This window comes from Planococcus lenghuensis, assembly GCF_001999905.1.
In the GTDB taxonomy this organism is placed as follows: domain Bacteria; phylum Bacillota; class Bacilli; order Bacillales_A; family Planococcaceae; genus Indiicoccus; species Indiicoccus lenghuensis.
The window spans coordinates 934,578-959,036 of record NZ_CP019640.1 but is presented as its reverse complement, the minus strand read 5'-3'; the positions used below and the strand labels follow the sequence as shown (position 1 = coordinate 959,036).

At 48.2% G+C, this 24,459-nt stretch carries 27 protein-coding genes and 1 riboswitch; of the genes, 10 read left to right on the top strand and 17 right to left on the bottom strand.

The annotated features are described in order from the left end of the window. Positions 1-5 precede the first annotated feature (5 nt). Both B0X71_RS04785 and recX read right to left on the bottom strand, forming a co-directional pair. Complete coding sequence (locus B0X71_RS04785; protein WP_077588378.1) at positions 6-341, bottom strand: YfhH family protein; 336 nt, start codon at positions 339-341, stop codon at positions 6-8. Next, entirely contained in the window at positions 334-1,140 is an 807-nt protein-coding gene (recX, locus tag B0X71_RS04780) for a recombination regulator RecX (RefSeq protein WP_077588377.1), read from the bottom strand. The genes B0X71_RS04785 and recX overlap by 8 nt, the downstream gene beginning before the upstream one ends. A gap of 92 nt (positions 1,141-1,232) precedes the next feature. Between recX and B0X71_RS04775 the strand changes: the two genes are divergently transcribed. Further along, entirely contained in the window at positions 1,233-2,120 is an 888-nt protein-coding gene (locus tag B0X71_RS04775; RefSeq protein ID WP_077588376.1) for a TIGR01777 family oxidoreductase, read from the top strand. A 52-nt stretch (positions 2,121-2,172) separates the two neighbouring features. After that, the gene (gene rlmD, locus B0X71_RS04770) at positions 2,173-3,543 is read left to right on the top strand and encodes a 23S rRNA (uracil(1939)-C(5))-methyltransferase RlmD (protein WP_077588375.1); all 1,371 of its coding nucleotides are present in this window, start codon (positions 2,173-2,175) and stop codon (positions 3,541-3,543) included. 152 nt (positions 3,544-3,695) lie between these two features. On the opposite strand, the gene B0X71_RS04765 is transcribed toward rlmD, so the two are convergent. Next, positions 3,696-4,880: an MFS transporter gene (locus B0X71_RS04765; RefSeq protein WP_077588374.1), complete on the bottom strand. Its 1,185-nt coding sequence runs from the start codon at positions 4,878-4,880 to the stop codon at positions 3,696-3,698. A 477-nt stretch (positions 4,881-5,357) separates the two neighbouring features. Between B0X71_RS04765 and B0X71_RS04760 the strand changes: the two genes are divergently transcribed. Further along, positions 5,358-5,558 carry an SE1561 family protein gene (locus B0X71_RS04760; protein ID WP_077588373.1) on the top strand — a complete coding sequence of 67 codons (201 nt, stop codon included), beginning with the start codon at positions 5,358-5,360 and terminating at the stop codon, positions 5,556-5,558. Between the two features lie 54 nt (positions 5,559-5,612). Here B0X71_RS04760 and B0X71_RS04755 read toward each other — a convergent pair whose 3' ends face one another. After that, entirely contained in the window at positions 5,613-6,086 is a 474-nt protein-coding gene (locus tag B0X71_RS04755; protein WP_077588372.1) for a YtxH domain-containing protein, read from the bottom strand. Positions 6,087-6,257: 171 nt separating this feature from the next. Between B0X71_RS04755 and B0X71_RS04750 the strand changes: the two genes are divergently transcribed. Beyond that, positions 6,258-7,634, top strand: a complete 1,377-nt coding sequence (locus B0X71_RS04750) for an alanine/glycine:cation symporter family protein (protein ID WP_077588371.1) — start codon at positions 6,258-6,260, stop codon at positions 7,632-7,634. A 207-nt stretch (positions 7,635-7,841) separates the two neighbouring features. Further along, positions 7,842-8,063, top strand: a complete 222-nt coding sequence (locus tag B0X71_RS04745; protein WP_077588370.1) for a DUF1128 domain-containing protein — start codon at positions 7,842-7,844, stop codon at positions 8,061-8,063. Positions 8,064-8,094: 31 nt separating this feature from the next. On the opposite strand, the gene B0X71_RS04740 is transcribed toward B0X71_RS04745, so the two are convergent. The 5 genes from B0X71_RS04740 to B0X71_RS04725 all read right to left on the bottom strand — a co-directional run bounded on the left by B0X71_RS04740 (position 8,095) and on the right by B0X71_RS04725 (position 12,102). Then, positions 8,095-9,090 carry a class I SAM-dependent methyltransferase gene (locus B0X71_RS04740; RefSeq protein ID WP_077588369.1) on the bottom strand — a complete coding sequence of 332 codons (996 nt, stop codon included), beginning with the start codon at positions 9,088-9,090 and terminating at the stop codon, positions 8,095-8,097. Beyond that, positions 9,087-10,394, bottom strand: coding sequence for an FAD-dependent oxidoreductase (locus B0X71_RS04735; RefSeq protein ID WP_077588368.1), 1,308 nt, complete (start codon positions 10,392-10,394; stop codon positions 9,087-9,089). Before B0X71_RS04735 ends, B0X71_RS04740 begins: the two co-directional genes overlap by 4 nt. A 133-nt stretch (positions 10,395-10,527) precedes the next feature. After that, positions 10,528-10,878 (bottom strand): pseudouridine-5'-phosphate glycosidase, encoded by a 351-nt coding sequence (locus B0X71_RS04730; protein ID WP_232336787.1) that lies wholly within the window; start codon positions 10,876-10,878, stop codon positions 10,528-10,530. A gap of 13 nt (positions 10,879-10,891) precedes the next feature. Next, complete coding sequence (locus B0X71_RS21350) at positions 10,892-11,011, bottom strand: pseudouridine-5'-phosphate glycosidase (RefSeq protein WP_232336786.1); 120 nt, start codon at positions 11,009-11,011, stop codon at positions 10,892-10,894. Next, positions 11,008-12,102 carry a carbohydrate kinase gene (locus B0X71_RS04725; protein WP_077588367.1) on the bottom strand — a complete coding sequence of 365 codons (1,095 nt, stop codon included), beginning with the start codon at positions 12,100-12,102 and terminating at the stop codon, positions 11,008-11,010. The genes B0X71_RS21350 and B0X71_RS04725 overlap by 4 nt, the downstream gene beginning before the upstream one ends. A 146-nt stretch (positions 12,103-12,248) precedes the next feature. Between B0X71_RS04725 and B0X71_RS04720 the strand changes: the two genes are divergently transcribed. From B0X71_RS04720 to B0X71_RS04715, 3 genes are all read left to right on the top strand, one after another. Beyond that, entirely contained in the window at positions 12,249-13,481 is a 1,233-nt protein-coding gene (locus B0X71_RS04720) for an aminopeptidase (protein ID WP_077588366.1), read from the top strand. A gap of 85 nt (positions 13,482-13,566) precedes the next feature. Further along, positions 13,567-13,707, top strand: a complete 141-nt coding sequence (locus tag B0X71_RS20820) for a hypothetical protein (RefSeq protein WP_156889794.1) — start codon at positions 13,567-13,569, stop codon at positions 13,705-13,707. Between the two features lie 74 nt (positions 13,708-13,781). Further along, positions 13,782-14,348: a beta-class carbonic anhydrase gene (locus B0X71_RS04715; RefSeq protein WP_077588365.1), complete on the top strand. Its 567-nt coding sequence runs from the start codon at positions 13,782-13,784 to the stop codon at positions 14,346-14,348. A 92-nt stretch (positions 14,349-14,440) separates the two neighbouring features. Here B0X71_RS04715 and B0X71_RS04710 read toward each other — a convergent pair whose 3' ends face one another. Genes B0X71_RS04710 through B0X71_RS04700 form a run of 3 tightly spaced genes read right to left on the bottom strand, consistent with a single transcriptional unit; the run spans position 14,441 to position 17,625 of the window. After that, entirely contained in the window at positions 14,441-14,989 is a 549-nt protein-coding gene (locus B0X71_RS04710; RefSeq protein WP_077588364.1) for a GNAT family N-acetyltransferase, read from the bottom strand. Positions 14,990-14,991: 2 nt separating this feature from the next. Beyond that, positions 14,992-16,788 carry a M3 family oligoendopeptidase gene (locus B0X71_RS04705; RefSeq protein ID WP_198038687.1) on the bottom strand — a complete coding sequence of 599 codons (1,797 nt, stop codon included), beginning with the start codon at positions 16,786-16,788 and terminating at the stop codon, positions 14,992-14,994. 57 nt (positions 16,789-16,845) lie between these two features. Continuing rightward, on the bottom strand, positions 16,846-17,625 hold the full coding sequence (locus tag B0X71_RS04700; protein ID WP_077588362.1) for a polyphosphate kinase 2 family protein: 780 nt from the start codon (positions 17,623-17,625) through the stop codon (positions 16,846-16,848). A gap of 116 nt (positions 17,626-17,741) precedes the next feature. Between B0X71_RS04700 and B0X71_RS04695 the strand changes: the two genes are divergently transcribed. Then, positions 17,742-18,458 (top strand): TspO/MBR family protein, encoded by a 717-nt coding sequence (locus B0X71_RS04695; protein ID WP_332309474.1) that lies wholly within the window; start codon positions 17,742-17,744, stop codon positions 18,456-18,458. A gap of 181 nt (positions 18,459-18,639) precedes the next feature. On the opposite strand, the gene B0X71_RS04690 is transcribed toward B0X71_RS04695, so the two are convergent. The 4 genes from B0X71_RS04690 to thiT form a co-directional block, all read right to left on the bottom strand. Beyond that, complete coding sequence (locus tag B0X71_RS04690) at positions 18,640-19,623, bottom strand: DMT family transporter (RefSeq protein WP_077588360.1); 984 nt, start codon at positions 19,621-19,623, stop codon at positions 18,640-18,642. Positions 19,624-19,641: 18 nt separating this feature from the next. Next, on the bottom strand, positions 19,642-20,295 hold the full coding sequence (locus B0X71_RS04685; RefSeq protein WP_077590897.1) for a GntR family transcriptional regulator: 654 nt from the start codon (positions 20,293-20,295) through the stop codon (positions 19,642-19,644). A gap of 138 nt (positions 20,296-20,433) precedes the next feature. Further along, a complete protein-coding gene (gene map, locus B0X71_RS04680; protein ID WP_077588359.1) occupies positions 20,434-21,186 on the bottom strand; it encodes a type I methionyl aminopeptidase in 753 nt (250 codons plus the stop codon). Positions 21,187-21,244: 58 nt separating this feature from the next. Beyond that, positions 21,245-21,817, bottom strand: coding sequence for an energy-coupled thiamine transporter ThiT (gene thiT, locus B0X71_RS04675; protein ID WP_077588358.1), 573 nt, complete (start codon positions 21,815-21,817; stop codon positions 21,245-21,247). Between the two features lie 88 nt (positions 21,818-21,905). Then, a riboswitch (TPP riboswitch) is annotated at positions 21,906-22,005 on the bottom strand. Between the two features lie 118 nt (positions 22,006-22,123). Here thiT and B0X71_RS04670 point away from each other — a divergent pair. Next, the gene (locus tag B0X71_RS04670) at positions 22,124-23,200 is read left to right on the top strand and encodes a M20 family metallopeptidase (protein ID WP_077588357.1); all 1,077 of its coding nucleotides are present in this window, start codon (positions 22,124-22,126) and stop codon (positions 23,198-23,200) included. A 357-nt stretch (positions 23,201-23,557) separates the two neighbouring features. Here the strand turns inward: B0X71_RS04670 and B0X71_RS04665 are convergent, their stop codons facing one another. Beyond that, the gene (locus B0X71_RS04665; protein WP_077588356.1) at positions 23,558-24,454 is read right to left on the bottom strand and encodes an SGNH/GDSL hydrolase family protein; all 897 of its coding nucleotides are present in this window, start codon (positions 24,452-24,454) and stop codon (positions 23,558-23,560) included. Positions 24,455-24,459 lie beyond the last annotated feature (5 nt).

The following is a 24,459-nucleotide window of genomic DNA, read 5'->3' as shown; positions in this document are numbered from 1 at the left end:
TTTGATCACTTCCCTTCCTTCAGCGGGCGGAGCATGGAAATCGGAAGTGCTTCTGTATGGCGCTTTCCGCCGAGCCGGTAGCCCCAGGCAAACCGCCCTTTCAGATAATCGACCTGGAAATACACATCAGGGTCTCCCTCTATCCGGTAAATCTCTCCCCGCTTAATGTCAGCCGGGTCAACCAAAAACGATGACGCTAAAATGGCTTTCCGTTCATAAACGGCAAATTCATTGATAATTCCCAGCTGTTCTGCTTTCCGTGCTTTTTCTTTTAACCGTGCAATTTCCGTGCGAAGTTCATTTTCATTCATGTCTCTGTAATTTTTATTTTGTTCACTCATCATTGCGCTCCTTCTGTTCCACGTACTGGCTGATCACATCAGCCGGAAACCCTTTCTGATACAACCCTTGCTTCACTTTCATTTTCAGCTCCCCGCCAGACAGCTTCCGGCTATGTTTATCCCATAATTTATCTCCTTGGACCGCCACCATATCTTCCCATTGCTCTTCGTCTTTTTCCAGATCCAGTGTATCGACCACTTGTGAAATGACTGTATACGAAAAGCCTTTCCGGAGAAGTGCGTCATTTATTTTCTGTTTGATCTGAACCGGTGTCTTCCTGGATTCCCGATCGGCAATTTTGTCTGCCAGAACTTTAGCTGTGTCGAATTGCACTTCTTCTGAATACTCATCCAGCACTTCCTGCTGTACTTCTTTATCGATTCCCTTGCGCTGAAGATCCTGCCGGATGGCACGGGGGCCTTTTTTGGATGTCTTTACTTGTGTATTCAAGAGCGCTTCAGAGAAGGCCCGGTCATCCAGAAAATTCAGCTTGTACAGTTTTTTTACTGCTTCATCAATGACCGCTTCCCCATACTCGGCGTCCCTCAATTTTTTTCGGACTTCCCCCTCTGAACGCATACGGAAACTCAGGTATGTCAAGGCTTTATTGAAGGCTTTCGAGACTTGGTCATCAAACACCATTTCTTCGATTGTCCATTGGTCGAGTTCCTTGCCTTTGGTCAGCTGGTAGCGGACGAGGATTCCTTCCTCAACACCAAATGCGAATTTTTCATCAAGAAAAACATTATAACGTTCCTGGTTGTTCTTTTGTTGGGTAATTTTCGTGATGATCGGCATAAACGGCACCTCTCTTCCTTTATTATTATACAACGCATCCGCATGGTTGCGCTCGGATTGGGGTATGATAGCCATAATGGAGGGGATGAAACATGAAAGTAGCGATAACAGGCGGAACAGGTTTCCTTGGACAAGAATTGGCATTGCTGCTCCGTGAGCGCGGCGACGAAGTGCGAATTCTGACCCGGCATCCGAAAGGACCGAATGATGTAGAATGGCTGCAAACCGGATCGGTTCCGGAGGGGCAGCTCATCGGAACGGATGCTTTTATCAACCTGGCAGGCGCTTCGATCAACGACGGACGCTGGAGCAAAAAGCAGCAGCGTGAAATTTACAAAAGCCGGATGGATGCAACACAGGAAGTATTGCGGATTATTCGTTCGCTCCCTGAAGCTCCCCGCGTTCTTGTGAATGCCAGTGCTGTCGGAATCTATCCTGCATCTGAGACGGCTACATACACAGAAGCATCCACAGCGACAGCGAGTGACTTCCTTGCCGAGACTGTCCGTGACTGGGAACAACTCGCCGCTAAAGCGAAACAGTCCGGAACCCGGGCCGCGATGGCACGCTTTGGGGTCATGCTCGGCAAAGATGGCGGAGCCTTACCGCTGATGGCCCTTCCTTACCGACTGTTCACCGGCGGCAAGGTCGGATCCGGCCGACAATGGCTGTCCTGGATTCACTTGCACGACGCTGCCCGCGCCGTTATTTTTGCAATTGATAACGGGCAAGTGCGCGGCCCGTTCAATGTGACAGCCCCCAGCCCGAGACGGATGACTGAATTTGGCCGGGAACTGGGCAGAGCGCTCGGTCGTCCGCATTGGTTCCCGGTTCCGGCTATCGCCTTAAAGCTGGCACTTGGAGACAAAAGCCGGCTTGTGCTGGAAGGACAGCGAGTCATCCCCGATGTGCTTTTGCGGAACGGATTTGAATTCCGGTTCCCGGATCTGCCTGTCGCACTCCGCGACATTTACTCGTAAAGACACTGGCTGTATAATAGAGGGATGCAATCTGGAAGGTGTGACAATTTACATGAACTCGAAACCGGTAATAGAAGAAGGACAGAAATTCCCGCTGACCATCCGCCGACTCGGCATTAACGGGGAAGGCGTTGGTTTTTTCAAACGCAACGTCGTTTTTGTCTCCGGTGCACTGCCTGGTGAAGAAGTGACGGCACAAGTCATAAAGGTAAAGCGGAATTTTGTGGAAGCGCGCATACTGAAAATCCGTAAATCTTCCCCGCACCGGCAAGAGCCGCCCTGCCCGATTTATACAGCCTGCGGCGGATGCCAGCTGCAGCATCTTGCATATCCCCAGCAGCTCGTGGAAAAACGGGATCTTGTCGTGCAGGCACTTGAACGGTATTTAAAAGGTGCAGACATAGATGTAAAAGAAACGATTGGCATGGATGACCCTTGGTATTACCGAAACAAAAGTCAGTTTCAGGTCCGGGAGAAAGACGGCAACGTGATGGCCGGCCTTTTTGCGGAAGGATCTCATCAATTGCTGGATATTGAGCAATGCATTGTCCAGCACCCGGCCACGACCCGGGTTACAAACGCAGCGAAACAAATTCTGGAAGATTTGCATATCCCGATCTACAACGGTAAGTCAATGAAAGGACTCGTGCGGACAATCGTTGTCCGGACTGGTCTTGAGACCGGTGAAATTCAATTAGTACTGGTCACGACCCGATCCGAACTGCCCCAAAAAAAGGAATTGCTGGAGCGGTTGAAAACGATTGATCCGGCTATCGTCTCAATTGTTCAGAACATCAATAAAGAGCAGACCTCCCTGATTTTCGGTGACCAGTCTGTCACCTTGTATGGAAAAGAGACGATTCATGAAGAACTCGGCGATCTGGCATTCGATTTATCTGCACGGGCGTTCTTTCAATTGAATCCAGTACAGACCGTCAAACTTTATCGTGAAGTCAGACTCGCCGCTGCCCTTACAGGCAAGGAATCCATCGTGGACGCCTATTGCGGCGTCGGGACAATCGGATTGTGGCTCGCTGATGGAGCAAAAGAAATCCGGGGAATGGATATTGTGCCGGAGAGCATTAAAGATGCGAAACGGAACGCTTGGACCCATGGCTATAAAAACAAAACGACTTACGTGACAGGGACCGCAGAAGAATGGCTAGAAAAATGGAGCAAGGAAGGGTATGTGCCGGATGTACTTACAGTTGATCCTCCGCGTACCGGCCTTGCCGACTCGCTGCTGAAAACTATTCTTAAAGTAAAACCTAAGCGCTTTGTTTATACTTCCTGCAATCCGTCGACTTTAGCTAAAGATCTGCAGCAGCTGACGAAACTGTATAAAGTCGAGTATATCCAGCCCGTCGATATGTTTCCGCAGACTGCGCAAGTGGAAGCAGTTGTGAAGCTGGTTTTAAAGTAACCTGGAAAATTGATCGATTCACAAAGAAAAACCCGTACGTTTCCGCAAATTGATTGCTGGAAAGGTTCGGGTATTTCTTTTTCTGCATAAAATCAGCACGAGCAAGAAACGGACTTCTACCGAGCGTTGCATCCGGATATCTCCACATGTCCTTACTCCGATGCCGGCAATTCCGCACGCTGGGTGTCTGTAGATAAGACAAGCAGAAAAATCACGGCAAGCATGCCGGCAATCATTAATAGGAAGCTGACTCCTTCTGCATACTGGATAAACAGGCCGCCAATGAACGGACCAAGCAAGCTCCCGACACTGAAAGCCACACCGCACAGTAAATTGCCGGTCGGCAACAGCTTCTTGGGTGTCAAATCGCTCATATACGAAATACCGAGTGAGAATGTCGAACCGACAAACATACCGGCAATTGCAAACAAGACGAGCAGCAGCCAAGGTTGCTGTTCCGCAAACCCTGCCGCACTGAAGAACAGGGTCCCTCCGCCAAGCGCAAGCAATAGCACCCGTTTTCGTCCGATTCGGTCACTCAATGTGCCGAGCGGCAATTGGGTGATAATGGCACCCGCCGAAAATGTAAACAGCAGAATTGAGACGAACGACACATCAAGTGACTGCCGGAGGGCATAAACCGGATAACTGGCATTCAAGGATGCCTCCAGAAATCCATAACCGAGCGGCGGCAAAAAAGCGACCCAGGCGACAGCCAAGGCAGCTTTTGAACGCTTAAAGATGCCAAGCACTGTGATTTCTTCCGAAGAGCTTTCCGGAAAATCATTGCCCAGCATGAACACGAACGACCAGGCAGCCAGGCACAAGAGGCCTGAGATGATAAATGGCAAGCCCTCAAATATTTCGACAAGCGGTACGAACAGCGGTCCTACACCAAAACCGACACCAAACGCTAAGCCGTAAACCGCAATATTCCGCCCAAGGCTCTGCTGTGGTGAAAAGCTGGTAATCCATGTCTGCGTCGAGAAATGGAGCATATTATCACCAATACCGATCAATATCCGAAGCAAGAACCAGAACAGCACACTTTTCCATAACGGAAATAAAAAAAGCGACAAGATGACGAGTCCGCCACCTGCCAGAATAATCGGTTTATAGCCGAATCGCCGAAGCTGCGGCTCCATGAACGGTGATATTGCCAAAATTCCTATGTAGAGGCCTGTAGCTGTCAGGCCATTGAGCGATGACGATACGCCATCCTGCTCAAAAATTATTGCGATCAACGGTAACAGCATTCCTTGTGAAAATCCTGAGATTCCAACAATAATGACCAGTATCCAAAATCGCCGGCGTTCTTTTGGTGAAAAATCTGCCATGATGACCTCCTTGCATGAGCATATATCCTTTTATGCCCGGATGCATCCGGCATTCAGTTTACCATAAAAAGGTTCAGTCCGCGTCTGTTTTACAGATCGTGGCTGAACCTTCATGGTTGCTTTTCTAATTTTATAGTCATAATTCCTTTTCGGCTCTTGAACGGCCGAAGCGGTCGGATCCCCTCCTTCATTTAATAATGATGAAAGATTTAATCAACCTCATCAGCCCTCCCTTACTTTTTATTAACTTCACTTTAGCACAACCCATCAATCGTGTAAACATTTAGAATACAATGAAAACAATAAATTCAGAGTAGATATCTAAAGCCTGGAACATCAAAAGGTTCTGTACGAAAAAAGCTGAAATGTATTCGTCCGCCTCTCTCCTGTCCGCTTGAAAAACGGGACAGCTGATGATTGATTGTGCCTGATAAATACGCTACGATAGGGGGCGAGTATAAAGCGAGGTGCAGCAAATTGGGTAAATCAGTAACAAACCAGCAGCAGCAAGTTCAGTATATGAGACAGCGTCTGAACATGTTTTTGGAAGTGCTGGATTCCATTGAACCGGAACATACAGACTTAGAAGATATCGACCGCCTGATCTCAATGGTGGACGACATGGATACGAAGCTTCAGGAGTTCAAGGGCCGGTCTTCTCTTCCTGATGGAAAATAAGCCATTATAAAAAGCAGGAAGGTTTTTGCCTTCCTGCTTTTTATGTATGAATGTTCATTGTGTTTTGTTTTGGGATGAGCTGTTAGAGTTCGATGAATTATTACTGGACGAACCGCCGTTCGATGAATTAGAAGAAATTTCCTGCTTCAATTTCTCCGGGTCTTCATGGAGAACTTCCACAACGTCTTCTTTAGCATCTACAACAGCGTCTTTTGTGTCAGTAAACGCTTCTTTCGTTTCCTGGGCCATGTCTTTGACCTGAGGCGTCAGTTCTTTCAGTTCATTCACCTTTTCAGTGACATTCTGCACATCATCCTGCACGTGCTGATACAGTGCCTGGGCACGGCTCACTTGCCCTTGAACAGATGATTTCAGTTCGTTTGGGTTCGTCGCATAATAAGATGCGTTATTACCAACTTTCTTTGATTTGTTCATTACATCCTGCCGTGTGCCTTTATCGAGCAGTGAAACCACAGCTCCTGCGAGAGCACCCAGCATTATACCTGTCATCAATTTGTTTTTAGCCATTCCAAATTCCTCCTAGTCTAATCACTATTCTGTACTTAGTGAATTTTTCCCTGTTTTGCATTAATGTAAACTACAATGTGTTTATTTTTCGAAAAACCTTGACTAGGCACTGAATTTTTGAAATATTTAACTGAAGCACGATACATAACAGCTTTAAGAGGGGGACAAGAAATGGCATGGTTCGAAGGAGTATTAGGAGAAATATCGGCATTCCTGTGGGGGCTTCCGCTGCTGATCGGGATTGTCGGGACAGGGCTTTACCTTACATTCAAGCTTGGTTTACTTCAAGTTCGCCTGTTGCCGGCCGCCCTGAAACTGGTCTTTTCGAAGCAAGACAAAGAATCAGAAGGAGATATCTCCCACTTTGCAGCATTATCGACAGCGATGGCTGCTACCGTCGGTACTGGTAATATTGTTGGGGTCGCTGGGGCGATTCTCATCGGGGGACCAGGTGCCTTATTCTGGATGTGGCTGTCCGGTTTCCTCGGGATGGCGACAAAATTCGGAGAAGCTGCACTGGCTGTCAGATACCGTGTACAGGATGAAAAAGGTGAAATGTCCGGCGGTCCGATGTATTACCTGGAACGTGGACTGAAACAGAAATGGCTCGGCGTATTGTTTGCCATCTTCGGTTCCATTGCAGCATTCGGGATCGGGAATGGTGTTCAGTCGAATGCGATCGCTACGACAATGAATAATACATTCGGGATTTCACAATGGCTCACCGGTATTGTGCTGGCAATTTTTGCAGGCCTTGTCATTCTTGGCGGGATTAAAACAATCGGAAAAGTGACTTCTTATTTTGTACCATTCATGGCACTCTTTTATATTCTTGCCGGACTTTTTATCATGATTACAAACTTTGGATTGGTGCCTGAAGCAATTGCTGTCGTATTTTCCAGCGCATTTACCGGCGAAGCTGCGGTCGGCGGTGCAATCGGTGCCGCTATCCGCGCCGGTGTTGCACGCGGGGTGTTCTCAAACGAAGCTGGTCTCGGATCTGCTCCAATTGCAGCTGCCGCTGCAAAAACGGACCTTCCCGGCCGTCAGGCACTTGTTTCCATGACCCAGGTGCTATTCGACACACTCATCATCTGCTCCATCACCGGCCTCACCATTGTAATGGCTGGGTTGTACGGCGAAAACGCCTCTTTTGAAGGCGGAATTCTCACGAATCAGGCATTTGAATTTTTCCTGGGTGACTTCGGTCCGATTCTTGTCACCATCGGCCTTCTGTTTTTTGCAGCCTCTACGATTATCGGCTGGGCTTATTACGGGGAAAAATGTTTTCAGTATTTGTTCCACAGCGCAGCAGCACTGACTGTTTACCGCATCGTCTATGTCGCTGTCGTCTTTATCGGCGCTACTGTTCCACTCGGTATTGTATGGCTTTTCGCGGATGTGATGAATGCAATGATGGCCATTCCGAACTTGATCGGTCTTCTCGGTCTTTCCGGCGTCATTGCGGTCGAAGCAAAAGTTATTACGGACAAACTTCGTGAAGAAAAAGCTGCTACCGGAAAAGTTGATACTGTTCCGGAACGATAACATAATGGACTTTCCCCGCTTCGCATTCGATATAAAGAATGTAAAGCGGGGTTTTTGTTTACCGCATACTTGCGAGCCGTAGGGCATATGAAACAAAAAAACACTTACCGCCATTCATCTGCCCTTTTCACTCTATCAAGAAGAGGGTATACTGGAAACTAAGACTGGTGAGTAATAACACCATACAATGAAAGGCAGGAATTTATCATGGATTTGTCTAAACCGACAGATGAAAATATTACATACATGATCAGCGCGATTAAAGAAAAACTTCGTATGGTCAATGCAGATGCAGTTAAACCTGAACATTTTGACATGGCACGCTACGAGGACTTGCGCTACCTTTATGATATGGTAGAAAGCCGTAATTCATTCAGCCCTAATGAAATGCAGGCCATTGCTGCTGAACTTGGTTCATTGCGCAAATAAAAGGAGATCCGCCGATGCGGATCTCCTTTTCCTATGCAGACTTGAATTCCTTGCGGTATTGGGCGATATACCAGCTGCCTTCTTTGACGACTGTCTGGAACCCCAAGAAGTCGAACCCCGCTTCCACTCCCCATCGTTTAAGTTCATCTTCTGCCGGCAGGCGGTATAGATTATCAAATGACAGGAAGAAGCTGTTAAATGCATGTGCGAAAGGCGGGCTGTCCGCATGGCCGGCGATCGGTGTCACGATTGCCAGGACGCCGTTATCATTCAGCCAGTCAGACAGACGGCCAAACAGTTTTGCCCGCTGATCCAACGGAATGTAATGCAGGACATTGTTCATGAGAATCACATCCGCATCACCATCCGGTTCAAAGTCCCATAAGTCACTGCAGACAATTTCAACATTCGGCTGTTCTGCGTTTACTTCCCGGGCTGTTGCAGCGACAGAATCACTCACTTCCACCCCAATGAACTGGATTTGTGGAAACCGCTTTGCCAGCATTTTGATATAGCCGCCTTCTCCACAGCCAAGATCAAGCACTGTACCGGTCTTCAAATCCCGCAGCTGTCTGGCAACTTTTCCGATTGCTGCAACTTCCAGTAATCTGCTTGTTTCAGCCACCATGTCTGCATGCCGGCGTTCATCAAAATGATTCCGTTCGCCTCCGCGCATGATATCAGGATAGCTCAGCAGTGCCGGAATATGTAATTCCATCATTTCTTTTAAAATTATACCTGATGAATTCTGGCCTTTCGGTTTCGGCAATTTCCATCTGTTTTTAAGCCGGTAACGATTGCGCCCTGCTTCTTTTAAATGGCCGATAGACAATCCGACTTTCACCCACTGCTCCAGCAGTACTTCATCGATTCCATAGGCGTCAGCCACGTCCTCGACTGTAAAAGGGCGTTCGAATGCGGTGAATAAACCCATTTCATAACCGATATACGCATGCCAGCTGGCCAGAAAGGGCTCATTTCGTTTCATGTATTTTCTGGCCCGCAACATTTTCATGATATCCATCATGTAAGTCCCTCTTCTTTCCACGGGTAATCATCTTCTTTCGCAAATAGATTTCGTTCTTTCATATCGAGGGTCGGTCCCCTTTTTCTTCTTGGCAGGACACCGCTTTGAATCAGGCGGTCTCTTGCATTTTCCTTCCATATGCCCATGCCCGAAATATTCAGCATCTGTTTATAATGCAAAAACTGATCTTCTTCCATCCGCTCAAAAGTCCGCCGCCTCAGATAGCTGACGGGCTTGTACGGGAATGAATATGCCAGTGCTGATAAGTGGCTTAACCCAAGGACATAAGCAGCCCGGCTGTAGCGCACCTTTTCGTACCAGTGCAAATTTTCAGGATCTGTATGCCCGGAAGTGATCATATCAGCAGCCAATTCCCCCAATATATCCGCATCCTGGATAGCCATGTTCATTCCTTCTCCAGCCATTGGATGAACCGCGTGGGCAGCATCGCCAATGATGGCTTTGTTTCCTTTAACATAGCTGGAGGCATGGTACTGGATCGGAATCATGAGCTGGATTTTTTTCCAACTGGTAATTTGTTGAACATAGCCATTAACTGACGGAGCCAAATCTGTATACATCTTATGAAAATACTCTACCGGTTTTTCCTTCAGCTGCTTGTATTCTCCGGGAGAAATCAGGTATACACTTCTGACTTCATTATCCGGAAGCGGAAAAAGCCCGAGAAAACGATTGTATGTTGAAATGATTCGGCCATCGGTGAAATCCGGCCGACGGGGAAATGTGACGGTCAAAAAATGATGATTGTACTCTGCAGCTTTTACGCTTATTCCCATCGCTTTCCGCGTGACTGAAGCTCTGCCTTCTGCACCGAAAAAGTAACGGGCTTCCACTTCTGTTTTATCTTTCCCCAACTGCAGGACCGCTTTGGATTCTGTCAATTCCTTACAGGCTGTACCGCTAAAATAATGGAAATGCGGATATTGAAGAGCGGCATTCCGGATGATGGATTTCAGTTGTTCATGTCGGATCATAAATGCCCGGTTGAACTTTCCGGGCAGGACACTGTAGTCCATGAAGGACCGGTCCTTCACTTGCAGTGAAGAAGACAGTTCCAGTAAATCCAGCACGCGGATTTCATTTGCGAATGAACGGATTTCACTATCAAGTCCGAGTCCTTCAAACACTTGCATACTCTTCGGCTGTAAAAGTTCTCCCTTATAGACCGGGGTTTCGCCTGGGAGTTTTTCGGCCACTACGACGTCGATGCCCCGTTTCGCCAACTTCAGTGCGAGTGTGAGTCCACCGATACCTCCGCCGCTGATAAAGACTTCCGTTTTCATGCCATCCACTCCTTCCTGTTCTGTACCCTTCCGCCCCGGTTATGGAAACCTGCGTTCGTGAAATGCATGTCTCCCGCTATCTTGAATTTCTTAGTAAACCGGCAAATAAAAAAGAAGCCCGAAATCGGACTTCCTACTGTTGAGCGTATAAAACGGCAAGCTGTGCACTGATGTGCGCATTATGTTTAACCGATGCACTATTTATCTCCAGACTTTTCCCGTCGGTCAGATCTTTAATTTTCCCGAACAGAAACGGCGTAATGCCTTTACCTTTAATCTGTTGCGCTGCTTCCTGAAGTGCCTGTGCAATGACGGCATCGATGTATTCTTTACTCAGTGCATCTTTTTTCAGGGACCGGATTTGCGATGACAGCACCGCCTTCAAACCGAGCGTCCACTTTAGATGGATAAGCCGATTTTGGTCTTGCCATCCATCAATGCGATGTTTCCGGAATCGCTCCTTCATCCCAAACGATCTGTTCAAGTTCACGAGCTGCCTATCCATTCTGCGGATAAGGTATTCTATGTGAAATGATTGTTGATTCCAAGGCGACAACTGCCTGACCGTTCGCCATTGCACCGGATACTTCCAGTGAACAGGATAATGCTTCTTTCATTGCAATTCCTCCATCTCATTTTTAAGTCCGGCAGCAGTCAGTTCTGTCCGGACTGTAAGCGGGGATTCGAGCGTCTTAATCGCATTCGTGAGACCGGCTTTTACTACATCGGGAAAAGCAAAGGTATTGAGGTAGCCATGTAGCAAGGCGGATGAAAAGGCATCTCCCGCCCCGGTCACATCCGTCATTTCCTCGATCGGCAAGGCAGGGAAATGCTGGACGCTCTGAATGTTTCCTGCCATCACTCCCCGCTCGCCCGCAGTGATTGCCACATTGCGGGCGCCAAGGTCTACGAATTCCCATACTGCATGCCGCCACTGCTCGTCAGTTTTAATCGGCTCGCCAATATAGGATTCTGCCTCATCCATATTGCAGACGAACCATGTAATGCCTCTTAACGTTGCACCGAGTCTATCCATTTTCGGCGCGGAAACCGCAATCACCGCAAGCGGGATTTCCCGGGATTCTGCAAGCTGCTGAACGAAACTGACCGTCTCAGCCGGACAGTTCAAGTCAATGACGATGAGTGCTGCCGACAGCAATACGCTTTCGTACCGGCTCAAGTGTTCAGGTGTCAGTAAATCACAGATCTCCATGTCGGCCATCGCAAACATCATTTCCCCGTCTGTATCCAGTACAGCCGTATAGGATCCGGTTGGCAGTTCACGCAGCGTTTCTGTAAGTTCCAGGCTCATAAAAGCAGCAGATCCTTCTTCAATCGTCTGCCAGTCGTTATCGCGTCCCACTACAGACAGCAGCTTTACTTCGTGACCGAGCCGGCCCAGATTTTCAGCTATATTCCGCGCTACACCGCCGGCACTTTTTGTGGCGCTTACCGGATTGGATGTTCCCATCTGCAGCGGTTCAGACAGCAAAAACTTCCGGTCAACGTTTGCACCGCCGATACAGATAACGGTTCCTTTCTCCGGCAGCATGTACGCCCGGCCAAGTACTTTTCCTTCCCGAATTAAAGAAGAAATCATATTTGCCAGAGAAGGCCGGGATATCTTAAGCCGTTCCGCCATTTCCTGTTGGGACATATAGGGATTCCGCCGGATCAGTTCCAATACTTCATCTTCTTTCCTTCCCACACAGTACACCTCCGCTTAAACTTTTGTTTTAATGTTAAACTTTTTTCATTAATCATTCAATAGACAATCAGGGTGAATTTTGGTTCCACAGTTGCAGGACTTTGTGAAATATTGCTACTATTAAAAGGAAAAAGGGGGAGATTCATTTGACATCATTTAAACAGAAATTGGACCGCTATGCTGAATTGGCTGTGAAAGTCGGCGTAAACATTCAGCCTGGCCAGCCATTGTACATAGCAGCATCACTTGAGGCGGCACCGTTCGTTCGCCTTATTACACGCAAAGCATATGAAGCAGGTGCAGAAGTTGTGCATGTGGATTGGAAAGATGATGAACTTACCCGGATCCGCTATGAGCTGGCATCGGAAGATTCCTTTTCGGAATTTCCGGATTGGCTCGTACAGCAGCGGGAACAGCTTGCCGACAAAGGTGCAGCGTTTATGAGCATTGTGTCTCAAAGCCCGGATCTGCTGAAAGGGATTGATTCCAAACGGATTGCCACTTATCAGAAAGCTGCCGGCCAAGCGCTGGATAAATACCGGCAGTATGTTCAGTCAGATAAAATCAGCTGGACAGTCATCGCGGCAGCTTCTGAGGACTGGGCCGCGAAAGTATTTCCGGACCTTCCAGAGGAGGAACAGGCAAATGCATTATGGGAAGCGATCTTCAAGGCTGTCCGTGCAGATGCCGAGTCGCCGGTGGAAGCCTGGAAGCAGCATGACGCTAAATTGCACGAGAAAGTGGAGTACTTAAATGGCAAGAGATACACCGCACTGCATTACAAAGCTCCCGGCACAGATTTAACAGTTGGTCTTCCGAAGGGACATGTGTGGGTCGGAGCCGGATCTGTGAATGAAAAAGGCGATGCCTTCATGGCGAATATGCCGACGGAAGAAGTGTTTTCCGTACCGGAAAAAACTCGTGTTAATGGTTATGTATCAAGCACTAAGCCGCTCAGCTACAGCGGAAACGTAATCGAGGAATTCAAATTGACGTTCAAAGATGGACGCATCACAGACGCAGCAGCAAAAGCAGGCGAAGAAGTACTGAAAGAACTTATTGAAACGGATGAAGGTTCACATTATTTGGGTGAAGTGGCACTTGTGCCGCATCAATCCCCCATTTCCGACACTGGCATTCTGTTTTTCAACACGCTCTTTGATGAGAATGCATCGAATCATTTTGCAATCGGTTCAGCTTATGCGTTCTGTATTGAAGGCGGGAAGACAATGTCCCCGGATGAATTGAAAGAACATGGCCTGAATCAGAGCATTACCCATGTGGATTTCATGATCGGTTCTGCTGATATGGACATCGACGGTATCCTTGAAGATGGTTCACGTGAAGCAGTATTCCGCGGCGGCAACTGGGCATTCTGAGTTTCTGTTTTCACCACTTAAGTTTTCGGGTAAAATAAGGTATACTATCAGTAAACAAACTTCCTTATGAAAGGAGCTGGCTCCGATGCTTTTATTTCTGACTACAGTGATCGGTTTTACGATTTTCATCTTTACCGTAATTGGTGCAAATATGTTCTTTATTGCGAAGAACATGGACATGCATTCAGCGGAAAGAGTGGACTCGAAACCGACGGTAAAATACTGACTGCTGAAGACCGGACCTGTTTCTCAGGCCCGGTTTTTCGATACACAATCCAATAATCATATGAGGTGAGAGGCATGGTTCTGTTAAATGAAATGCTGCAATTCAATGAACAGTTTGTATCGGATAAGAAGTACGAAGAGTTTGTAACGGACAAGTTCCCGAATAAGAAAGTTGTCATCCTGACTTGCATGGATACCCGACTCGTGGAGCTCCTGCCAAAGGCATTAAACCTGCGAAACGGGGACGTAAAGATGCTGAAAAGTGCCGGTGCGATTGTGAATCACCCTTTCGGCAGTATCATGCGCAGCCTGCTCGTCGCAGTCTATGAGCTGAACGCTCAGGAAGTACTGATTATCGGCCACCACGACTGCGGCATGTCCGCCCTGCAGCCGGCGCCGATTCTGACGAAGATGAAGGAGCGCGGTCTTACAGAAGAGACGCTTAACACCGTCCGGGCTTCCGGAATCGACGTTGATCGCTGGCTCGAAGGCTTTGAAAATGTGGAAGACAGTGTCCGGCACAGTGTGCAGATGGTCAGACAGCACCCGTTCATGGACAAAACCGTTCCCGTTCATGGACTGGTCATCGATCCGAAGACCGGCAAACTGGATCTGGTGGATGAAGGATACAAAAACCGCTGAGCATAAAAATGCTCAGCGGTTTTTTCTGTCTGTTATTCGGTGAAAAAGCGCCTGATTTCTTTCCGCCAAATACGCCAGGCGGCCTTACCCTTTCAAAAGTCGCCTTCCAGCATAGCATAATGGTAATGGTCCCGCCATTTGCCATTGATAAACAAAAATTCGCGGAGCAATCCTTCCCGCTGGAGCCCGGCTTTTTCCAGGACGCGGATGGAGCCTGTATTTTCCGGTGAAACATATGCTTCTATCCGATGCAGGCTCAGATGATCGAATCCGAAATCCAGCACCAGCTGTAGCGCTTCTGTTGCAATGCCTTTTCCGGCATAGGCCTCATCGACTGAATAGCCGGCCAAGGCATTCAGAAATGGCAGCCGCTTAATACTGTAAAGCGAGATATGCCCGATGAGTCGGTCTGTCCCAAGGTCATAAATGCCGAAGCTATACTCCCGGTTCTCTCTCATCTGGTATTGAGACTCTCGAATTTTCTGCCGCTGAACGGCAACAGTAAAGTAGCTGTCTTGATGACGCGGTTCATAAACCGACCAGTAATCCCGGTTCCTGACAAGGAGCTGGACCATTTCTTCTGCATCGTCCGGCGTCATGGCCCGGATGTAGCATTTTCGGCCATTAAACAGCAATTTCATGATTATCCCCTCGCAGACGCCAATTCAAGAAACGCTTCAACATCGTTGATGCATAAACTTATTCCTTTTTCCCAAAACGCTTCTTGTGTAATATCTTCACCCAGGTGCTTCATCGCTAAATCCTCGGCTGTCATGACGGCTGTATCCTGCAGCATCGCCACATATTTCTCTTCAAATCCTGCCCCTTCCTCAAGCGCTTTAGCATATACGCTTAAGGAGAACAAATAACCGAACGTGTATGGAAAATTATAAAACGGCACATCTGTAATATAAAAATGCAGCTTAGACGCCCAGAAATGCGGATGAAGTGTATTCAAGCTGTCTGCAAATGCCTCTCTCTGCGCTTGCTCCATCAATTCATTCAGCCGGGATGCAGGCACCACCCCTTCTTTCCGCTCTTCATAGAACCGGGTCTCGAACAGAAAGCGGGCGTGGATATTCATGAAAAAAGCCACACTCCGCTGCACCTTATCCTCGAGCAGCGCCAATTTTTCTTCATCTGACCCCGCTTCCTGCACCGCTGCATCCGCGACAATCATTTCAGCAAATGTGGACGCCGTTTCAGCCACATTCATTGCGTATTGCTGATTCAGCCAGTGAACCGGCTGGAGGGCATGTGTATGGAATGCATGTCCAAGCTCATGAGCCAGTGTTGATACATTGGACATCGAGCCGCTATAGGTCATAAAAATGCGGGACTGATCAGATTCCGGAAGGCTTGTGCAGAAACCGCCCGGCATTTTATTCGGTCGGTCTTCCGCTTCAATCCACTGTTTTTCGAACGCCATTCTGCTGAATTTCTCCAGCTCCGGACCGAACTTACCGAAATGCTTCAGGATAAACGCAGCACCTTCTGAATACGATAATTTGCCCGTGGTCTCAGTAACCGGGGCATCCAGGTCATACCAATCGAGTTTATCTTTTCCCAGCAATTCGCTTTTCTTGGTTAAGTATTGCTTGAATGGCTCTTTATGGCGGCTGATGGCGTTCCACATGGCGTCAAGTGTCCCGCGGCTCATCCGGTTCATTTGAAGAGGTTCCTGCAGTACCTCCCAGCCTCGCTGTTCATAAACCGCCAGACGGAAACCGGCAATGTGATTGAGGGTTTGGGCGAAGTATTCCTCTTTTTCCGCCCACGCTTCCTCCAGTTTTTCCTGAGCGGTTTTCCGGACATGTTCACTGTCATGGGAACTCAGATTTTCCGCCTGTCCGACAGATAAAACCTTTTCCTGGTTATCCACGTCCACATTGACACGGATATCGCCGACCAGTTTGTCATATAATTGACTCCAGCCATGATAGCCGTCTGTTGAGAGGGCATTTATCAGCCGTTCTTCCTGCTCGGAAAGCTGCAATTTCGCCTCTTCCCGCCATTCGTTCAATATAAAGCGGAACGGCACCAGTGCTTCATTTTCCATAAGTGCTGTCCAGACAGCAAATCCAGTGGCAGCCAGTTTCTTCTGTACGATTTGCATAGCGGATATAAAACGGGCATCAAGAGCCACTAATTCGCTCTGAAGAAGCCCCGCTTTTCTGTCTTCTGTGTCCTGTGCCTGAAGACAGCCGATGAAAGAAATTCCTTGGTTCAGCGGGAGCGCTGTTTCCTTTACTTGTTCCAGAAGTGCTGTAATCTGTTCTGCTGCTTCAGCTGAATCAGGAACGTTAAACAATTTCGCTGTCTCTTCAATTGTCTCAAGGTGATTTTTAGCATTGTTCAGATAAACGCGAAATTCTTTGGAATCGCTCCCCCCAGGGAAAATCTCTTCCAGATTCCATACTTCTTTGTACCCCACTGTCATCAGTCATTTCCTCCCGGTCGTTCTAATTTTCCAAAAAACACTTCTAGTATAGCATGGTTATTCATCCCGTGAAACAGAAAGCGGATACAGCTCGTCCGGCTTCAGGATTTCAAATCCGCGCCGTTTCAGCTCTTCTTCAATATGGCTGGTCGTTCTTCGCATCACTTCCAACCTCGCATGTTTTTTGTCATTTGCACCAATGATTTCCCATGGTGCCAGCTCTGAGTCTGTTTTTTGCAGCATATCTTCTGCCGCCTGTTCATACTGCTCCCATTTATCGCGGTTCCGCCAGTCTTCTTCTGTGATTTTCCAGCGTTTATACGGATCCTTCATCCGGTCCTCAAATCGCTCCAGCTGTTCATCCGGTGTGATATGCAGCCAAAACTTTATCATGATGTATTGCTCGTCAACAAGCGTTCGTTCAAATTCAGCGATTTCCCCGTAGGCACGCTGCCATTCTTGCTGCTCGGCATACCCTTCCACCCGCTCAACGAGCACTCGGCCGTACCAGGAACGGTCAAATATTGCGGTTTGGCCGTGCTGAGGCAATTTGCGCCAGAACCTGTGCAGGTAATGATAACGGAGCTCATGCGGCTGCGGAGCAGTAATCGGATGAACAACATAGCCACGGGGATCCATTTCCGCCGTCAGCCGTTTAATGGCGCCTCCTTTTCCGGCCGCATCCATTCCTTCAAACGCCAGTATAAGACCGACTTTCCGCCTGAGCAGATTCTGCTGCAGGTTCAGCATTTTCTTTTGCAGCTGCTTCAGCTCTTTTTTATACGCCTCTTTACCGGCTTCGTGTTCCTTCATGGTCAGTTCATTCAGCGGTTTCATCGGAATCGCCCCTTTCTCACTGTCTGTTTACCCAAAAAATTCGATTTCCTGTCATTTGTTGGCCGATTTCCTGATGTATACTGGATAAAGGTAAAGGAGGGATTGATTTGGTTCGAATGCTGCTCATTACACTTTCGCTGGCAGCTGTCATTGCTTTGAACATCACAGCGAATGTACTGCCGCTGAATGGCCAGACTACCGGTGAAATATCGGATCGGCTATCTGTCCTGTTTACACCCGCAGGTTATGTTTTTTCAATTTGGCCAGTCATTTATCTGTTACTGGCTGTGTGGGCAGCAGCTTATTGGAAACAGTTTAAGGGCGGTTTTCCACCTTCTTATAAAGTGACAACCTTTTTTATGCTGAGCGCTGTGCTGAACATCAGCTGGCTGCTCTCCTGGCATTACGAGTTCTTTCTACTATCGGTCGTTATCATGACAGGATACCTTTTTGCATTGCTGGGTCTCTATTTTCAATACGAACCCCGTAATAGGCTTCGGATTCCGATTTCTGTGAATATGGGTTGGGTTACTGTTGCATTGATCGCTAATATCGCTTATGTACTGGCATTCTTCAACTGGGGCGGCTGGGGAATCAGCGATGGACTATGGACCGTGGTCATGCTGACAGCTGCCACAGCACTGGCACTCCACATCCGCTATCATTACGATGATATCTGGTACCCGTCTGTCTTCATCTGGGCGTTCATCGGCATTGCTGTCGAGAATGCGCTTACAGAACTTCTTGTTTCTACGGCCTCCTTGTTCTTAAGCGGTGTCATCCTGGCGGGAATTTTATTCATCCGTAAGCGCCGCATAATTGAATCCGATTAACAGCAGAAGCGGCACAGCATTTATCCTGTGCCGTATTTTTATATTAAGTTATGTTAAACATCTCTGTTGATATTCCGCAAAACAGCTCCACATTTTTTGCAGTGAAAAAACCAATACTGTTCTTTAACAGAGCCTTATATTAAGAAAATTAACAGGGTTGGCGCATACTGTTGTTATCGGTTTATTTTCCGGCCATATCCACTGCCCCATTTATCGCAGGAATTTCTGATTTGCTGTTTGATACCAGACTGTGGAGAACCATACCCAGAATCACGACAAGAATACCTGTCCATGCCAATGGAGAAGGATACGGGATTGAGAGCAGAAGCAACTCTCCTGCCAGCGCAAACAGGACCTCCATTGACTGAGTTGCCTCAACAGCAGCCAATTTTTGCATATTCCCTCTTACCATATCGGTCGCCATAAAAAAGAGGACAGTCGCAACGACCCCTGAAAAAAGCGCAACCAGAAACGTCTGAAACATTTGGCCGCCGCTCGGCATTCCAATTGTCATAAAGCCGTAAGCAGCAAGCAGGAACCAGAACGGCAGACTTGCGATCGTCATCCCAAGCACCCGCTGGTAAGCATCCAACCGCCCCTTGCATACATCCATCATTTTACGGTTTCCCAACGGGTAAGCAAACGATGCGAGCAAGACCGGAACCACACCTAACAGCATATGATCAAAAGATAAATGCGTGGCATATTCAGCCTGCATGAGTATGATTCCAGCTAAAATGATCAGTGACATAACAAGCCCTTTAACCGGGATTTCCCCTCTCGCTCGGAGTGGTCCCGCTGCTGTAAGTCGCGTCTCAAGGAATAGCGGTGCCAGTAACGCTCCGGATACAATTGTGATTTGCCAAGACCCTGCAATCAGCCAGCCAGGTGAATAGGCAGCCGCGAAACAAAGTGGCGCATAAAAGAGCCCGAAACCGACGAACCCCCAAAGCATCCACTGCCCCGGCTGTTTTCTCATTTCACGCAGAAGCGGCTTCAGATTTTTGCGCAGTGCAACAATAAGGACAAGAAACGGAACCATGAATATATACCGGAGGGAGGCACTCCAGATCCAACTGCCCCCGGCTAACTCCATAGATGCATTTAAAACAAAGGTAACAGCAAAAAAGAAGGCGGCACAAATACCAATCAAAATCGGTTTCAAATTTCATCCTCCTTCCCCTTACTCCTCCGTCAGCAGTTCACCAAGACTGAGCCAATTTTCTTCAACAAGCCGGGCTGCACGTTCGTGATTCCCTTCTTTGAAGGCACAAATTATTTCCTGGTGCCGCTCTGTAGAACCCCTCCCTCTCACTGCAGTAAATTGAGCCATTTCCAGTCGCTGAATTTTAGGTGAGATCCGTTCCAATGCAAGAGAAATTTCCGGATTGCCTGCCAGATTCAAAAAAACCTTGTGAAAAGCTTCATCCGCTGCGATCGCTCCCGCAATGTCCCCTTCATCAATAGCCAGCTTTAACTCATGATTGCTCCGTTCCAGCTCGTCAATATGCCTTTCCGTTATCAAGGAACCGGCAAGCTGCGTCGCCAAGGCATGCAACGCTGCAATGACAACAAATGCATGCTTTGCCTCTTCCGGTTTCAATGGCGCTACTCGAGTTGAAGATCCCGGGAGCGATTCAATGAGCCCTTCGTCTTCCAGTCGCTTTAGCGCTTCCCTGACAGGAGTGCGGCTGATTCCGAATTGCTGCGCCAGCTCCTTGTCATTTAAGCGCTCATTCGGCTCCAATTCCATATTGATGATGGATTTCTTCAAGGTTTGGTAAACTTCATCTCTAAGCGACAGTCTTTTTATCGGTTTAATTAGTTTTTTATTCATGAAAGCAATATATCGCATATCACTTAATAAGGCAACATTCAAAACGACTTTTCAGCATTAAAAAAACACCCGCTTCACTTGAGCGGGTGTCCGTCGAAATGTGCAATTAACCGATAGTCGATACTGACCGGAAGACTATTATTCCTCCAGCTCTGTCAGCAGTACCGGTCCTTCCTTTGTAACCAGCACGGTATGTTCAATCTGTGCAACGAGCGACTGATCCGGGGTGATGAATGTCCATCCATCGCCTGACTCGATAATGTGTTCCGCTTTCTGGGAAATAAACGGTTCAACCGCCAGCACCATGCCCTCTTTGAGCAAGGTTTTTTCCCAGGCATCGTAATAATTTAAAATGTGCTGCGGTTCTTCATGAAGCGATTTGCCGATGCCGTGCCCGGTCAGGTTCTTGATGACAAACAATCCCTGGTCCTTCGCCTCCCGTTCTACGGCTTTACCGATCTGGTTCAACTTGGAACCCGGTTTCACCTTCGACATCGCCCGCTCGAACGCCCGCGCGGCTGCGTCAATCAGCTTTTGCTTATCCTCGTGACCTTCTCCAACAACAAATGAAATGCCCGTGTCAGAAAAATAACCATCAAGAGAACCGGAAACATCGATATTGACGATATCCCCTTCCTGAATCACCCGTTTCCCTGGAATGCCGTGTGCCACTTCTTCATTGACACTGATGCATGTGTAACCGGGAAAATCATACTGATCTTTCGGGCCCGATACACCGCCAAGTTCTTCAAACAGCCGGCCGCCGAGCTCATCCAATTCTTTCGTTGTGATACCTGGTTTGGTGGCTGCCTTCATTTCTTCCCTGATTTTCGCCACCAATTGTCCTGCTTTTTTCAGACTTTCAATTTCCTGTTCTGTTTTTGCAATCATCTAATACCCTTCTTTCAGCAAAATTCTCTATTTACTATACCATAAGAGAATCCGCGGGTCAGAGTTCCGGGTTTGTCAGGCGCGGAGCCGTGATGAACAGAACAGAACAGACAGCAGCCGTGAGCAAAAAGAGCGGGATCATGTAGGTTGCATTATAGACAATTGAGTAAACGAGCGGATTGCCTTCCGCGTACATGCCGAAAAACAGATAACCCGTGGTGACATGCACCAGGTAGCGAAGAATCGATGCGATCAGCGTGCCGATAACAACAGCCGCCACCATCTTCCCTTTTTTCTCCGCTTTCAGGCCCTTCAGATACATCCCGCGCATGACACCGGCGAATCCGACCACTGCATAAGCAAGCAGATAATCCAGGATGACCTGCATGACGACGAATCCGAATGTCAATGGCGCTACAGACGGTCCTGCCAGTATTTGCAGCAGCCCGACCAGCAAACCGGTCGCAATTCCAGCGCCGATCCCCCGTCTGAATGTCATTAGCACAAGCGGAATCATCACCAGACTCACCGATCCGCCCTGCGGCATCTTGAATGCAATGAAATCGAGCACAAAGGCAAGCGCCCCAAAAATGGCGATTTCCATCAACACTAATGTCTTTTTATTCCTCACAACAAACTCCTCCTTTTGCACCAACAAAAGGCCGCCAGAACTGGAAATACAAAAACGGCGTCAGGACAGAGCCTGACACCGGTAAAGGTCTCATTTCCGTCCACATCCCTGCGCAAGCATTAACTTACAGGTTCAAAGGGTCAGAACAAAATGTTCACTCTCAGCAAAATGCTCCCCTTGTGGTGCACTATTATTCAATTACATTATATATTGTACACGACTCCCCCATCGGTTGCAACGCAGTTTCCTGTCGTGCATCATGGGTAAAGGAATAGAATAGAAGCGATCAGAAAGGAGACTATTGAAATGATTGAATTGTTGAAGGAATTGATTAAGTTCAAAAGTGATACGAAAGAAGGCGCTAACGATGCATTGCGTTATTGCGCCAGTTGGCTCGAGGAACGCGGTGCGGATGTTCAACTCCATGATAATCTGGGATATCTCATGCTGACAGCCTCGAAAGGCAAAGGAAGTGAGACCATTATCTGGAATGGCCATGTTGATGTCGTGCCAGGGCACAAAGAGCAGTTTGCACCGTTGGTGGAGGGGGACCGGATGTATGGACGCGGAGCTGCCGATATGAAAGCTGGTGTTGCAGCAATGATGCAGGCGTTTATCGATCTCGATGAGACGAAACTTGAACGCATCGTCCAGCTGCACATTGTGACCGACGAAGAGATCGGCGGACACCATACATCTGAATGGCTCGTTTCTCAGGGCTACACCGGTGATTTTATCATCGCAGGTGAACCGACCCGTTTGAAGATCGGCCTGCAATCAAAAGGGATCATCCACATGGACATGACTTTTAAAGGAAAACCGGCACACGGAAGCCGGCCATGGGAAGGCATAAATGCCATCGAAGCGGCTATGAAGTACCATACCGCCTTACAGGACTTGCCTTTCACTAAGGAATCTTCTGAGTACTACGATAAGCCATCAGTGAATCTGGCAAAAATCAACGCAGGAGACCGGTATAACGTAGTTCCTGAACTATGTTACATGTCGTACGATATCCGGTTTCTGCCAACCCAGGATCCCCAAGAGATCGAGCGGCAGATGCGGGATTTGGGCGATCAGCTGAACCTCGATATGGAATACTCAGCGAGCGGCTCTACACCAGCTCTTGTGACTTCTAACACCCATCCATATATTGCACGGCTTCAGGAGATTATTCGTCAGGAGACAGATACCGAACCCGTTCTCTTCGGCCAGCATGGCGCTGCCGATACCCGTTACTATGCAGCTGCCATCGAAGGCGGTGAAGGAGCAATCGAATTCGGACCAGCCGGTGATGATTGGCATGGGAACGCCGAGTATGTCTCAATTTCAAGTGTGGAAGATTACAGGGATATTCTTGTCGCTCACGCACTGGAGTCCTAAGCATGTTTGCCAACATCTCTCCGCGGGAAACATACCAATAAGATCATAAATGAATGGAGAGATTCTTCTATGAAACTAAAACGATTAATGAAAACAGCTATGAAATACGGTCCGATTGCATATCCAATTGTGAAAAAGGCGTTGAACAAACGAAAACGGTCAGGGAAAACCGACCCAGCGGCACGTCCTCGTCCTGCAAATCCAAGAAGTCACTGAATCGTCAAAAAGCCGCACCGGTTATAGTTTACCGGTGCGGCTTTTCTGTGTGGATAGGCCATAATCGTGTTTAGCAAATTTTGGTCAAAACAGCTGGGCAGGATGCTGATAATGAAAAATCCATTTTGCCAGCCTTTATCTTCATAAAAATATCCGGGGTTTTGACAGAGCCAGTGTATCTAATTCTGCTTCTCTGACAGGGTCGGTGGGTTGCGCTGCAGACTTCTGCTGTTCCTGTTGATCCCGCTGCTCCCGGAGCTCTTCAAACGTTACCGGTGCCGGCTGTGGCAATTCTTCCGCTTCCACTTGCCAGGCGGATTTATACTGATCAAAGAAAGCATTCGCCATTTTCTGATAGCCGGTAACCGTTGGATGCACGTCAGCCGGGTTGGGAATTTCCGTCACCGCTTCTGTGCCGAACGCCTCGGCGACCGGGACGAACACTGCCCCGGCATCGATCGCTTCTTGTTCAAGAATAACATTCAACAGTTCAAGCTGTTTTACCAGTCCCGGCTTTTGAAGGTCATTGGCGTGTGGATACGGGAAGTAATAACCCATGACATAGATGTCTGCCTGCGGTGCCTGTTCTGCGAGTTCTGCCAGCAGCAGTTCAATCTGTTCACGGGCGTTATTTAAGACGAAATTGGCCGTCAGTTGGTCGAATGTGATGGCACCGGTGGCCGGGTCAGCCTGCACGAGCCGCAATAAATCGTTGGCACCGGCTGAAACTGTAATCAGGTTGGCTTTACTTAATACATCTTGCGCTTCATCCGACTCTATCCGCTCCAGCACATCACCTGCCGCTAAGCCGGGAAAAGCTAAGTCTTTCGTATAAAATGCGACTGGCTGATTACGCATCAGCTCCTGTGCGATCAGGTCTGCATATCCGGCATCGATCGCCTGATCCGGTGTCTGACCGGCTGCGAGTGAATCACCGATCGCCACATATGCTGCAGGTTCTGTCGTCTCTGCGCCAGCCGGCACTCCGGTTGATGTGAGCATGAATGCCGCCAGTGCTGCAGGTAAAACTTTTTTCAAACTCC